13 protein-coding genes are annotated in these 14,483 nt (G+C 37.9%); 2 read left to right on the forward strand and 11 right to left on the reverse strand.

The genetic code is table 11. The features are described from left to right. Positions 1–51: 51 nt before the first annotated feature. Positions 52–780 (reverse strand): DUF554 domain-containing protein, encoded by a 729-nt coding sequence (locus ED2_RS02730; RefSeq protein WP_005880457.1) that lies wholly within the window; start codon positions 778–780, stop codon positions 52–54. 161 nt (positions 781–941) lie between these two features. Between ED2_RS02730 and ED2_RS02735 the strand changes: the two genes are divergently transcribed. After that, complete coding sequence (locus tag ED2_RS02735; protein ID WP_016177851.1) at positions 942–1,832, forward strand: LysR family transcriptional regulator; 891 nt, start codon at positions 942–944, stop codon at positions 1,830–1,832. A 355-nt stretch (positions 1,833–2,187) separates the two neighbouring features. Here the strand turns inward: ED2_RS02735 and ED2_RS02740 are convergent, their stop codons facing one another. Both ED2_RS02740 and ED2_RS02745 read right to left on the reverse strand, forming a co-directional pair. Continuing rightward, positions 2,188–3,216: a HAMP domain-containing sensor histidine kinase gene (locus ED2_RS02740; RefSeq protein WP_016177850.1), complete on the reverse strand. Its 1,029-nt coding sequence runs from the start codon at positions 3,214–3,216 to the stop codon at positions 2,188–2,190. After that, entirely contained in the window at positions 3,213–3,887 is a 675-nt protein-coding gene (locus ED2_RS02745) for a response regulator transcription factor (protein ID WP_060789689.1), read from the reverse strand. The genes ED2_RS02740 and ED2_RS02745 overlap by 4 nt, the downstream gene beginning before the upstream one ends. Before the next feature lie 139 nt (positions 3,888–4,026). On the opposite strand from ED2_RS02745, the gene ED2_RS02750 reads away from it, so the two are divergent. Next, the gene (locus tag ED2_RS02750) at positions 4,027–6,363 is read left to right on the forward strand and encodes an ABC transporter ATP-binding protein/permease (RefSeq protein WP_005880467.1); all 2,337 of its coding nucleotides are present in this window, start codon (positions 4,027–4,029) and stop codon (positions 6,361–6,363) included. A gap of 113 nt (positions 6,364–6,476) precedes the next feature. Here ED2_RS02750 and ED2_RS02755 read toward each other — a convergent pair whose 3' ends face one another. From ED2_RS02755 to ED2_RS02790, 8 genes are all read right to left on the reverse strand, one after another. Further along, positions 6,477–7,331, reverse strand: a complete 855-nt coding sequence (locus ED2_RS02755; protein WP_016177848.1) for an aldo/keto reductase — start codon at positions 7,329–7,331, stop codon at positions 6,477–6,479. Positions 7,332–7,343: 12 nt separating this feature from the next. Then, on the reverse strand, positions 7,344–8,024 hold the full coding sequence (locus ED2_RS02760; protein WP_005880472.1) for a type 1 glutamine amidotransferase domain-containing protein: 681 nt from the start codon (positions 8,022–8,024) through the stop codon (positions 7,344–7,346). 19 nt (positions 8,025–8,043) lie between these two features. Continuing rightward, positions 8,044–9,144 carry an NADH-dependent flavin oxidoreductase gene (locus ED2_RS02765; protein WP_016177847.1) on the reverse strand — a complete coding sequence of 367 codons (1,101 nt, stop codon included), beginning with the start codon at positions 9,142–9,144 and terminating at the stop codon, positions 8,044–8,046. Between the two features lie 81 nt (positions 9,145–9,225). Beyond that, the gene (locus ED2_RS02770) at positions 9,226–9,660 is read right to left on the reverse strand and encodes a MarR family winged helix-turn-helix transcriptional regulator (protein WP_005880476.1); all 435 of its coding nucleotides are present in this window, start codon (positions 9,658–9,660) and stop codon (positions 9,226–9,228) included. A gap of 491 nt (positions 9,661–10,151) precedes the next feature. Next, on the reverse strand, positions 10,152–11,780 hold the full coding sequence (locus ED2_RS02775; RefSeq protein WP_016177846.1) for a glycoside hydrolase family 13 protein: 1,629 nt from the start codon (positions 11,778–11,780) through the stop codon (positions 10,152–10,154). Between the two features lie 473 nt (positions 11,781–12,253). Then, the gene (locus ED2_RS02780; protein WP_005880480.1) at positions 12,254–13,564 is read right to left on the reverse strand and encodes an NCS2 family permease; all 1,311 of its coding nucleotides are present in this window, start codon (positions 13,562–13,564) and stop codon (positions 12,254–12,256) included. Between the two features lie 220 nt (positions 13,565–13,784). Continuing rightward, positions 13,785–14,042: a hypothetical protein gene (locus tag ED2_RS02785; RefSeq protein WP_005880482.1), complete on the reverse strand. Its 258-nt coding sequence runs from the start codon at positions 14,040–14,042 to the stop codon at positions 13,785–13,787. Continuing rightward, positions 14,029–14,415, reverse strand: a complete 387-nt coding sequence (locus tag ED2_RS02790; RefSeq protein ID WP_005880485.1) for a VOC family protein — start codon at positions 14,413–14,415, stop codon at positions 14,029–14,031. Before ED2_RS02790 ends, ED2_RS02785 begins: the two co-directional genes overlap by 14 nt. Between the last annotated feature and the right edge of the window lie 68 nt (positions 14,416–14,483).

Raw genomic sequence — 14,483 nt, forward strand, 5'->3', positions numbered from 1 at the left:
TTTTTTAACTCAATCGTTCGTTCCATTAACCAAACATTCAAAAGTATCTTCTTATAGCATTGGCATAATCAGGTTTGTCCAGAGCCAACTCAACGGCATGATCACGATCATCGCCGGTATCATATCTGCAACTGGGAACATCTTGACATTGATCATTCGGAAACCTGTCGCTACCATCAAGAATCCTCCACATGCTTTAAAATCTAAAATCATATCAGGTGTTGTCAACGGATAAATGAATTTAGCCAATAAGAATAAAATATAGAAAATAATAAATTGCGGAATCGCCACTACCGAAACAACATAACCGAGATTACATGCAAAAATAGCTGCTGTAAAAAAATCCAACACAGATTTTGAGATCAAAATCGTGCTATCCCCAGTCATCCCAGAATCTAAACTACCGTAAATACCTGTTCCACTAGCACAGAACAAAACAATAACTGTTACTAATGTAGTGATAAATTCTTCGTGGGACATCCCTAATCTTTCGCTAGGGAAAATCTTAGAAATTGGTTTTTGCATTAGGGCTGCCCCTTTATTGATTCCGTGTCCTAAATGGATGATCAGTCCAATCGCTGTACCGATAACCAAGGCGAAAATAACTGCGGGCATATTTTTCATCGGTGCAATCGAATAGATTCCCATTCCCATTGAACAGACACCGAAAACCATTGTCAACTGTGCTTTGAAATTTTCACTTAACTTATTACCCGCCAGACCTCCGATCAATCCGCCAAATAATACAGAACCTGCATTAATCAACACTCCTGTTGGCATGCTAAAAAACTCCTCTCATCTTCTTGTATGAAATATTTTTTGAAAATTTTTAGTAAAATATATTTCCCTTTGCAAAAAAGATTTTAACAGAGAGTCGTACTTACACCAATTCAAATTTCATGTTAAAGTATTCTCAATTGGAATAGATAGGGGACATAGTTATGGATATCCGCAAATTTGAAATTTTTCTCGATTTAGTAGAAACAATGAATTTCACTAAAACCGCTGAACGACAATTTACCACTCAAGGAAACATCTCAAAACAAATCCTTTCACTTGAAAAAGAATTAAACGTCAAATTATTTGAGCGTGTCCACCGAAAAATCGAATTAACAGAAGTAGGAAACTTACTGATTCCTTATGTAAAAAATGTAGTTGAACAATACCACGCAATGCAAGAAGTATTGGCAACGTATACGCAAGAAAAAAATCTCGCCCTCCATATCCTGACGATCCCTACAATGATCAACTATGAAGGTTTCACTGAAATCACTGAATTTCTGAAGCAGTATCCAGAATTTACGATCCAGTTGAAAGAAGTAGAAAGTATTGAAATGACCGATGAAGAGTTGAACGAACATAGTGATACCATCCATTTTGTGCGGATTTTTGATGAACCCTCAAAAAATATTGAATGGCTCCCTACTGAAAAAGATTCCTTTGTTGCTGTGTTACCAAAAAGTCATCCATTCGCCAATAGAGAAAAACTTGATTTAAAAGAATTGAAAGATGAAGATTTTCTCGTTCTTGGCCCAAGCACAAATCTTTATCACCCCGTTTTAGACCTTTGCGAAGAAGCAGGATTTGAACCTAAGATTTCCTACAAAGGTTCCCGAATCGATTTGATCATCAATATGGTTGCCAACGATATGGGTATCTCAATCGTCATGGGAAAAACCGTTCAAAACCTCCTGAAAGAAAATACAGTGATCGTCCCCATCACGCCAACTAAAGAAAGTCATCTAGCCTTCACCCGTAAAACCGGCGAGCACACATTAGCTTCAGATAAATTCTGGGAATATGTAAAAAAAGGTTGTGAAAGAAGCGTCTAGCTCCGAGCAAATAAGAACTAGATTTCTAAAATAGCTTCTTATATTTTGGAAATCTAGAACTTATTGCTGAGGAGTTGCTTCTTGAACACCGTGAATAAGGTTGTGAAAAGGCTGGTCTGCATCAAGCAATAAGAATGAACAGAGAAAAACAGCTTCTCATGTTTTTCATCTGATTGAACTTATTGCTGAGGAGTTGCTTCTTGAACACCGTGAATAAGGTTGTGAAAAGAGCGCTTTGACCTGAGCAATAAGGAGAAAAAAAGCGCTACTCCAAACAAAAAAAACAGCCTCAAACAAAAAACACCACCTTGTGTTCCTTGTTTGAAGGCTTATTCTGTTAGACCGATAAATAGCCCTATTCTTTTTTCAACTGGATCACTACCGTCGTGCCCACTTCTGGAATACTACTGTAGCGAATCGTTCCATGATGCAATTCCAAGATTTTCTTTACTAGAGATAATCCTAATCCATTACCAGCCATTTGCCGACTGGTATCTCCTTGATAAAATTTTTCAAACATCCGCTTTTGTGTTTCTTCGGTCATTCCAATTCCAGAGTCCGTCACTTCAAAATACACATCTGTCGCATTTTGAATCAGTTTGATATCAATTTGACCATTGGTTTGATTATATATGATTGCGTTGTCCATAATATTCAACCAAACTTGATATAAAAACTCTTCATTTCCAAAATAGTGAATGGAATCAAGTTCGATATTCAATCTTAAGTTTTCCCATTTTGGCTGTAAGAATACAATGACTTCTCGTATTTGTTCATCTAGTCGAAATGTTTTTTTCTCTAATTGTATCCGCTGATTTTCTAATTTATTCAACTTCAACACATTTTCAGTAAGCTGCGAGAGCTGATTGATGCTTTCGATGATCCGCTGTAAAAAAACTTGTTTATCTTCTTCTGAAATATTCGTTGCCTGTAACAATTGGACATAGCCTTGGATCGTTGCCAGTGGTGTCTTGAACTCATGGGAAACACTAGAAACAAAATCATTTCTCAAAGTCTCGATACTACTTAATTCTTGAACCATCACATTAAAATCTTTATACAGTTGTTGCACTTCTTCCACTTTCGGCTGTTCGTTCATCTGGATCGAAAAATCGCCAGTAGCGACTTTGCTCATGTTTGTTCGCAGTTCACTGATTGGCATCAAGATCCTTCGTCCAACAAAAATCGAGATCCCTGTACCCACGATCATACTGAATCCAGCAAAGACAACTAACGGATATAACGTCGGGCGTTCAGATGGAGAAATCGATTGATGGGATAACAGAAAAATAAAGCCGAGGAAACAGAGCAAGGTCACCAATATCGATACAAAGACGATGCTAGCAAAATAGATCCATAACTGCGAATAAAGTTTCTTTTTCACCTTCCGATCACCGCCTTATATCCTAGACCACGAACAGTTAGGATCCGAAAATCGTCTACATGATCAAATCGCGATCGTAGACGCTTGATATGTACATCGATCGTCCGTTCTTCTGTTTTTGTATCTAGCCCCCAAATATCATCCATCAATTGTTGGCGGGTAAAAATTTTATTAGGATAAGCCAATAACTTATAAAGAAGCAGAAATTCTTTTTGCGGTAATACTGTTGCTTGTTCTGCTATCCTCACTTCATAGGTCTCTTGATCTAGTGTTGTTTTTCCAATAACGAGTTGACTACTGTGATTGATTTTTGCTCTTCTCAACAGTGCTTCTACGCGTGGGACCATCTCATTGACATCTACAGGTTTCGTCATATAATCATCAGTGCCTAAATGAAAGCCGCGTTTTTTATCTTCAAAGTCAGCTTTCGCAGTAATCATCAAGACTGGCACTTCGATCCTGCTTTCTCTTAGATGTTCTAGTAATTCATACCCATCCATTCCAGGCATCATGATGTCGGTGATGATCAACTCGATCTGGTAATTTTCCAATCGTTGAAGCGCTTCTTCTCCATTTGCTGCCGTAATCACTGAAAACCCAGCTCGTTCTAACACTGAGCGATAAAGCAATTGCAAATTTCCATCATCTTCTACTACTAGTATTCGGTTCATATTTTTCCCTCTATTTTGAAAAATTTCTTGTTTTTTTCTGATTGTTCACATTCAGTTAATATTCATTGAGTATACTACGTTCGTTATTCTGATATACTTGTTAGTATACCGAATATTTCAAAAGGAAAGAAGGGCGAATATGCTACAACTAAAAGATATAAAAAAATATTATAAAGTCGGCGAAACAACTACTAAAGCATTAGATGGCGTATCTGTTGCCTTTAGAAAAAAAGAATTCGTTGCTATCTTGGGACCAAGTGGCTCAGGTAAAACGACGATGCTGAATGTCATTGGTGGACTAGATAATTACGATTCAGGTGATATGGTCATCAATGGGAAATCAACAAAAGACTTCAAAGATAGTGACTGGGATGCTTACCGCAATAATTCGATTGGTTTCGTGTTCCAAAGCTATAATTTGATCGGTCACTTAGGGATCATCGAAAATGTCGAACTTGGTATGACTCTTAGTGGTGTATCAAAAGAAGAAAAACGAAAGAAAGCAGAAAATGCATTGCAACGGGTTGGTTTGAGTGCCCACATGCATAAAAAACCAAACCAACTATCTGGTGGTCAAATGCAACGGGTCGCTATCGCACGCGCACTTGCCAATGATCCAGATATCTTGCTTTGTGATGAACCAACTGGAGCTTTAGATACTGAAACAAGTATCCAGATCATGGAATTGATCGAAGAACTATCGAATGAAAAATTAGTTGTCATGGTTACCCATAACCCTGAATTAGCCCATCAATATGCTGACCGTATCATTGAATTTTCTGATGGGAAGATCTTATCCGATTCAAATCCACATATTGAACGACCAAAAGATGATCAATTCAATCTACGTCGCACAAAAATGAGCTTTTGGACAGCGTTGAAACTTTCTTTCAACAATATTCGTACCAAAAAAGGACGGACATTTTTAACTTCATTCGCATCAAGTATCGGGATCATCGGAATTGCTATCGTTCTTGCTTTATCCTCAGGTTTCCAAAAACAAATCGATAAAACACAATCTGAGACAATGGCTAAATTCCCGATCACGATCTCTAAAGTGACAACTAGCCAGACAAATGATTCCACTGGTTTAGGCGCAAGCAAAGCAAGTTATCCAAAAACAGACACGATCACTGCCAAAATCAGTGATGAAGACAAAGCACAACATACGAATAAAATCGATCAAACTTACGTGGACTATGTAACAAATATCGATTCTGATCTAAGTAACAATATTGGTTTCACACGAGCAACTGGCATCAACATGCTTCGCCAAGTGGATGGTAAAGTCCAACCAGTCAGCTTCTCAAACCAAAACCCTGATTCTGAATCATTATCACTGACAAGCACGATGTCTGCAATGACAGGTGTCGGTGTATCGACCTTCCCTACACAACTGGATAATCAAAAAGAAAACTTTTTACAAGCAAACTATTCTCTACTGGATGGAAACTATCCTTCTTCTGCCACAGATGTTGTTTTGATCGTCGATGGGAACAACAATACGAATATCAATGCCTTGAAAAATCTTGGGTTTGATGTCAAGGATGGTCAAAAATTAGATTTTGATAAAATCGTTGGTACGACATTTAAAATTGTAAATAACAACAATTACTATACAAAACTACCAACTGGTAATTTCATTCCAAATACTGACTATGATGCGATGTATGCTAATTCAACCGATGAAGTAAAAATTTCTGGTATTTTACGTGTCAAATCTTCTTCTACAATGAATTTGCTTTCTCCAGGGATTGCTTATAGTGATCAATTAACGACACAAATCGTAAATGAAAACAAAGATTCTGATATCGTCAAAGCGCAAAAAGAAAGTGACACCAATGTATTGACTACTGAAAAAGTAGACGAAACAACGAAACAATCATTGATTAGCTATTTAGGTGGCGACAGTATTCCATCAAGTATCATGATCTATCCAAATAATTTTGGTGACAAAGAACAGATCCTTGATTATTTAGATGATTACAACAAAGGAAAATCAGAAGAAGATAAAATCATTTATTCTGATCTAGCTGGCACAATGACTGAATTGACTGGTGGCTTAATGGATGCGATCACCTATGTATTAGTTGCCTTTGCTGGTATTTCCTTAGTCACAAGTATGATCATGATCAGTATCATTACTTACACTTCTGTTATTGAACGTACAAAAGAAATCGGTGTGCTAAAAGCATTAGGTGCCCGCAAAAAAGATATCACACGTGTCTTCGATGCCGAAACATGTATCTTGGGTATCTCATCAGGAATATTAGGTGTTTTGATTGCTTGGTTGGCTACATTCCCAATCAACAGCATCCTATACAACATGACTGACTTAAAAAATGTTGCACAACTTAACCCAGTTCATGCAATCATCTTAATCGTAGTTTCGACTATCTTGACGATGTTAGGTGGACATGTTCCAGCACGAATGGCTGCTAAGAAAGATGCTGCAATTGCTTTACGAGCAGAATAAGAAGCTAGCTTATCAAGAATAATTTTAAAAAAACAAATGAAATAAAGCGAGTGTATGGCAAAATTTTTGCCATACACTCGCTTTAATTTCGTTTGTTTTTATTGGTGGATATTTTACTGCTTGTTTGGATCGATTTGATGCAGATTTTCAACTAATTCACGATGTTCACGTGGTCCAGTTGACTGTGGCGCCTTATCTAGCCGAGTAATCGCTGCGATTTCTTCTTCCGTCAATCGAAAATCAAAAATCGTAAAATTCTCTTCCATCCGTTCTGGATGAACTGATTTTGGAATCGTGATCACACCAATTTGTGTTTGCCATCTCAAAATGATTTGAGGCACACTTTTTTGATATTTATGTGCGAATTGCAACAACAATTCGTCTTCAAAGATTCCTTCTTTTCCTTGATTGAACGGATTCCAGGCTTCCACTGCAACATCAAAATATTCCGCTGTTTCTCTTTGCAACTGTCTTTGTTTATACGGATGCTGTTCGATTTGATCGATTACGGGTTTCACCTGATTGTTTAAAATCAAGTCAGTCAATCGTCCTGTAGAAAAATTGGAGACTCCGATTGCTTTGACTTTCTTCGCTTCATACAGTTCTTCCATCGCACGCCAAGCACTATAATAATCGTTATATGGTTGATGGATCAAAAAAATGTCTAGATAGTCGACATCTAATTTTTCTAAGGAACGCTCATATGCTTTGTATGCTCCCTCATAAGTTGCATCCGTCACCCACAACTTAGAAGTCAAGATGATTTCTTCTCGAGGAATCCCACTTTTCTTGATTGCACGACCGACTGCTTCTTCATTATAGTAAACAGCAGCTGTATCAATTAACCGATAGCCTATTTTCAGTGCTTCAAGGACTGCTTTTTCACATTCCTCTTGGTCCCAGATTTGATAGACGCCAAATCCTAAGACTGGAACGGTCAATCCATTATTTAATGTTTTATATTCCATCAATAAACCTCTCTATCTACTTGTCAGTACTTCAACGACTTTAATCCCTAAACTATGGGCAGATTGCGGATTTTGCCCTGTCAATAAGCGACCATCCACATGCACAACATCTGTAAAAGCTGCTCCAGCTTGGTAGTTTGCACCTTTTTCTTTTAAGGCATCTTCAGTTAAAAATGGAACTTCCGTTGTTGTACCATTTGCCGCTTCTTCTTCATTACTAAACCCTGTCACAGTCCGTCCTGCTAAGATAGTTTGACCTTCAGCATCTGTGATCGGTAATAAGCCAACTACACCATGGCAAACTGCAGAAACGATCCCGTTATTTTGATAAATAGCCGAACCAATCTTCCCTAAATCAACTGAACCTGGGAAATCCCACATTGTACCGTGTCCACCTGCATAATAAATTGCAGAATAGTCATCCACATTTATTTCAGTTGGACGAAGTGTTTTTCCCAAAGCACGATTACGAAAATCTTCATCTTGATAATAAGTCCAATCGATTGCATCCATATTTGAGATACTTTGTGGTTCAACGGGGACATAACCACCATTAGGACTAACAAAATCAGCTGAGATATTATTTTTGACTAACACATCATAGAAATGAGTCAATTCGCTTAACCACAAACCAGTTGGGCGATCGATACCTGAATATTTTTCAATATTCGTTAAAACAATCAGTACTTTCATTGTTATTCCTTCTTCCTATCTATTTAGATGGTTGATAACGCATGTTCAAGAAATTATACAATGGACTGGGTAGATAAAGCTCTTGATATGCTTCTTCAAACGGCTTCGTCACAAACTCAGCATCCCGATCTTCCACCATTTTTACAGCCCAATCTGGATCAACGATCATCTGTTGGCCAATTGCGACTAATTCAGCATTTGCTAGAACCGTTTCCACATCTTGACGATTACGGACATTACCCACCCCAACTAAAGGAATTTTTCCTTGTAATGTTTCATGGACGTATTCAAGAATCGTTTTATCTGCATATTTTTCAGAATGGGCGACTCGATCATAGGTATTTAATGAAACATGGAGATAATCTAGTTTTGTTTCACGTAAACGTTCCAACAACCAGATCGTATCTTCCAAACGGATACCAGGTGTTTCAAATTCTTCTGGTGAAAAACGGTAACCCACGATAAATGGTTTCTTCGCATATTTTTCGACTGCTTGGAATACACTTTTAAGTAATTCATCAATAAAACGATAGCGATTCTCTATACTTCCGCCCCATTGATCTTCACGACGGTTAGAATGTGGAGAAAAAAATTGTTGGATCAAATAAGTATTCGCTCCGTGCAATTCAACTCCATCAAAACCTGCTTCAATCGCTCTTCTAGTTGCTTCACCGAAAGCAATGATGGTTTCCTTGATTTCATCTTCACTCAAGGCACGTGGGGTTTCCGCATCAGGTCGTTCTGCAGGAATCGCACTTGCTGAAACGATTTGTTCACCAGATAAAGTTGCACGCTTCGTCATCCGACCGCCATGGAAAATTTGGATGATTGCTTTAGCACCCTTCGCTTGGATTGCTTGCGCTAACTCACTCAAACGAGGAATCATTTCATCATGGGCAATACTTAATTCTCCAGGCCAGCCTTTCCCTAGATCTTGGACATTCGCTGCACCAGTGATCACTGCTCCTAATCCATTTGAACGTTCCGCATAATACTTGATTTCATCTTCTGTGATCACACCATTGTAAAAGCTTAGTTGTGTAGTCATTGGTGCCATCATCAAACGATTTTTAAGTGTCGCACCAGAAGGGAATGTCATTGTTTCATTAAAATTTGTCATATTGATTCCTCCATTATAATGTCTCTATTTATTAAAGCACATAATTAGTTGTGCATACAATTATTATGCGTAAAAAATTTTTTATTTTTTTTGTAGTTTATCTGTAGCAGCATTTAAATCTTGTGATAACTGACCACTTACTTCTGTACCTAACACAGCATTGTATGCCTGATGAAGTTCTTCCCAGCTACTGTCGATTTCTTTGATGAATTCCCGACCTTCATCCGTCAAATAAACAAGAGACAAGCGTCCGTCGCTCACTGTTTTGATATACCCTTTATATTCTAATTTTTCAACAAAGCGAGCAATCGTAGACGGCGCAGAATAGAGCATTTGTGCAATATCCTTTTGCGGCAGTCCATCTTTTTCTTTCAAAATCAACAAGATGAATCCATATGTCGGTGCTAGACCAGTCTTTTTGAACGCCTCATCCGCCATTTTGTTCAACATGCGATCTAGTTTTTTCACACTAAAAAACAGACATTCATTTAATGCTTGTTCAATTGGTTTTCCCATTCTTTCTCCCCCTAATATCAGCGTACATATCATAGTATGATTTAAGTTATTTGTCAAAAGGTTGTGAAAAGAGGTTGTGAAAAGACCGTTCAGCTCCGCTGACAATAAGAATGGATTTTTCGAAACAGCTCTCCATATTTTGAAAAATTCAGACTTATTTCAAGGAGTTGGTCTTTGAACACCGTAGATAAGGTTGTGAAAAGAGCGCTTTGACCTGAGCAAATAAGGAGGAAACTCTCGAAACAGCTCTCCCTGTTTTGAGAGTTTTTGATTTATTGTTGAAGGTCAGCTCTTTGAACACCGTGGATAAGGTTGTGAAAGCTTCATTTTGCTCTAAGCATTAGACCAAAAAAACTGGAACACACCTAATACATAGGTAAATCCCAGCTTTTTATTGATTTTCAGTTCGCTAGTTATCATTAGAAATACCAGTAAACAGATGCAAAATACCCAGCTACTACTTGTTCTCTCCAAAAATTGAACAATCAAGCTTATTTATTATCCGCATGTAAGACAAAAGCTTCATAAGGACGTAATACTATTTCGCCTTTAGGAACAGTTTCTTGCGGGTAATTTGTGACTACTAACGAGAAATCACCGTTCGGCACTGTAAATTTTTGTGTTTTGTCTGATATATTGCCTACGACTAGCCACTTCTCGTTAGCAGCCAAACGAAGATAGGCAAATACTTCTTCTGGCGTATCGTGTACTAATTGGTACTCACCCCAGACGATACTGTCATTCTTCTTGCGTAGATCAATCAATTTTTTATACGTATAGAAAATAGACTCTTTATTTTTCAACGCATTTTCTACATTGATTTCTTGATGATTCGGGTTGACGTGCAGCCAAGGTGTCCCTGTTGTAAAACCAGCATTTTCGCTATTGTCCCACTGCATCGGTGTACGCGCATTATCGCGTCCTTTCGCATTGATAGAACGTAGGATCTCTTCTTTTGAATAACCTGCTGCTAGGCGTTCATGATACATATTGATACTTTCGATATCTTCTACTTCACTGAGGTCACTGATGGGATAATTCGTCATCCCAATTTCTTCCCCCTGATAAATATACGGGGTCCCCTTCATCATATGCAGTAGAATGGCAAACATTTTTCCGCTTTCTTCACGGTATTTTTGATCATTCCCCCACCGAGAAATGATTCGTGGCAGATCGTGGTTGTTCCAAAACAGACTATTCCAACCTTCTTCTCCTAAAGAGGTTTGCCATTTAGAGAGTACTTTTTTTAATTCAGAGATACTTAACGGTTGAAGATCCCATTTATCTTTTCCTTTTTGTTGGTCCAACCCGACATGTTCAAATTGGAAGATCATCGACAGTTCATTGCGCTTAGGGTCAGAGTATAACTTGGCAATCTCCGTTGTTGCTCCCCACGTTTCGCCTACTGTCATCAAATCTTTATCGCCAAACGTTGCCTGATTCATTTCTTGCAGATACTCATGTAGCTTAGGCCCATTATTGGTTATTCCCTGATCAGGTAGTTTACCGATCGTATCGATTACGTCCATGCGAAAACCACCAATGCCTTTGTCGATCCAAAAATTCATCATTTGATGGATCTCTTGCCGTACTTTTTCATTCTCCCAATTTAGATCAGGTTGTTTTTTACTATAAAGGTGTAAATAATACTGACCAGTTGCTTCATCTAACTGCCAAGCAGACCCACTGAATATCGAACGCAATTGGTTAGGAACATCATCGTTTAATGGATCTCTCCAAATGTAATAGTCTCTATAAGGATTGTCTTTGTTTTTCCGTGCTTCGACAAACCAGATATGCTCATCTGAAGTATGGTTAACAACTAGATCCATAATGATCTTGATTCCCCGTTTTTTTGCCTCACTGATTAATTGTTCCATATCAGCCATTGTTCCGAACTCTGCCATGATTGCTTGGTAATCACTAATATCATATCCGTTATCATCATTAGGTGATTCGTAAACCGGGGAGAGCCAGATTGTATCGATGCCCAAATAACTCAAATAATCTAATCTTGAAATCACGCCTTGTAAATCACCGATCCCATCACCATTCGTATCCTGGAAACTACGCGGATAGACCTGATAAACAACTGATTGATGCCACCATTTTTTCTCCATATTTTCCTCCACTATCAAAAAAATGTCCTTCTCTCAAGAATTGTAACGCTTTCATAAAAGGGAGTAAATACCGATTTTCTTCGCTTTTTTTGCTAAACTCAATTAAATGTTGCTGGTACGCGATTTCTTTTTGAATGGACATTGCTTGTTACCGATAACAAGTTTTTTCGATCAACCTCTCTTATAGAAAAAGACAAGAAGTTTTTTACTGATCCATAGTTACCACGAAAGAATAGCTATTGATTAGTTGACGAACTGTAAAAAAAGCGTGGGACAAATCTAAAAATCAGGCTTGCTACAGACTCGCGAATAAACGGCGTCCAAAAGTCAGTTTTTTCGGAAATTTAAAAAAAAAAGCGTGAGACAAAAGTAAGAAACACTTTTGTCTCAGCCTTTTCAAACATGAATGGTTCAGAAAGCAACGTCTTCGTAATACCTCTGTCCCAATTTTTTTCTATACTCTTTATTATATATTACACGTTCAATATCCACATAAAACCGATGAAGACGAAGAATAATAGGTACATGATTGGTGAAACTTCTTTTCCGCGTTTTGCAGCAAGCATTGTGATTGGATAGAAAATGAATCCTAATGCAATCCCATCTGAGATACTATAAGTCAATGGCATACCAATCAAAATCAAGAATGAAGGAATAGCGATCTCTAATTTGCCCCATTCGATTTGTCGTAATGATTGTGCCATCAAGACACCAACCATGATCAACGCTGGTGCTGTCACTTGAGAAGTAACGACAGATAATAGTGGTGAGAAGAACAATCCTAACAAGAAGAATATCCCTGTTGTCACAGCTGTGATCCCTGAGCGACCACCGACTGCGATTCCTGCTGATGATTCAACAAATGCCCCAACTGGTGATGTTCCTAATAAAGAACCAGCAAGCATTGCTGTTGAGTCAGAAGCTAATGCTTTTCCAACACGTGGCATTTTGTTGTCTTTCATGAAACCAGCTTGATTGGCAAGGCCAACTAATGTACCTGCCGTATCAAAGAAAGTGACCAATAAGAAAGTTAACACAACCACCCACATTTGTAGAGAATTGATATCCCCTACATGTTTTAGGGCAACCAAGAATGTCGGTTTCAAACTTGGTGCAGCTGAAACGATTTGAGACGGCATTGGAATCAATCCAGTAATCAAGCCTAAAATTGTCGTTGCTGCCATCCCGATAAAAATACCTCCAGGAACACGACGAACAAGTAAAATCGCTGTGATCGCTAGTCCAAAGATAGTAAGCCATGTCGTTCCTACACTTAAGGAACCTAATCCAACTAAAGTTGATTTATTCGAAACGATGATGCCACCTTCACTTAAACCAAGAAAAGCAATAAACAAACCAATTCCACCTGAAATAGCATATTTCAAGTCTGCAGGTATTGCATCGATGATCATTTCACGCAATTTAAAGATCGTGATCAAAATAAAGATCAATGAAGCAACGAAAACTCCTGCTAACGCTGTTTCCCAAGGAATACCCATTCCTAAACAAACAGAATAAGCAAAAAAGGCATTGATCCCTAAAGCTGGCGCCGTTCCAATTGGGTAACGTGCTAAAACACCCATCAAGATACAGCCGATTGCACTTGCCAAAGCAGTAGCAGTAAATACTGCTCCCTCATCCATACCAGAGGCACCTAAAACAGTTGGATTCACAAACAAAATATACGCCATTGAAATAAACGTCGTGAAACCAGCAAGTACCTCTCTTTTAACTGTTGTACCTAGTTTTTCAATCTCGAAGTAGGAAAGTATTTTTTCCTTAATCTTCCATCCCCCTAAAAGCCGAACATTTATAAAAAAGTCCTTTAAAAATTAGTTTTATTAATAAAACAACGAGGTTAATCATATACTAAATAATAACATAAGTAAATAAAAAATTCGGATTTTAAGCAAAATCCGAACATTAATTCTTTATTTTTTCCATTAAGACTTTTAGCGTGAACATTAGCTTTTTATTCAAAACTTAAATTCTTATCGTATGCTCTTATTTTTTCGTGTTTTCGCGAGCAATTCGTCGCTGTTCTTCTGCAATAAACGCCTTATTGTCAATTTCATGTTGCCAACTTGTTACCGTATCATGTGCATGATTCATTGAATTCAATCCACCAAAGCCAGTATCGACCATCTTGCCCCAGCCTTTTGTATGATCTTTGCCAGATTCACTATTTTTCTTTCTTAACTTTTCACTTTTTTCTCCCCGTCGCTCTTTTAAGTACACTTCCATTTTTTCAGTTAGACTCATTTTCTTCTTCCTTTCTTTCCATCTGGCCAATCACAAAATAGTTTCCTTCCGGATCAGAAAAATTAAATGTCAAAACGCCATTGTTATCCATGATTTCACCAGGATTTTCCATTTGTTCATAGATTTCCTCAAATCGATCGGTAAAAAATAGTATTGATGGAGACGTACCTAATACTTCTGGTGAAAAGCGTTGCACAAAAACTTTAGGGAAAATACCTAATTCAAATTCAGAAGAGATTGCTACTATCACACTGTGGAACTCTTCTGGTAATTCAACTGTTTCGCTGACTGTCGCTCCTAGTTTTTCGACAAAAAACTGACTGATTTTTTCAACATCTTCTGCATAGAGCATCACACGAGTTTTACCGATCATTTTATGTCCTCCTTTTATTTCCATTTGTATAGGGAAACTAATTACTTCTATTATATCACGAAAGCGGA

The sequence above is a fragment of the Enterococcus durans NBRC 100479 = LMG 10746 genome, from assembly GCF_001544215.1.
GTDB classification, from domain to species: domain Bacteria; phylum Bacillota; class Bacilli; order Lactobacillales; family Enterococcaceae; genus Enterococcus_B; species Enterococcus_B durans.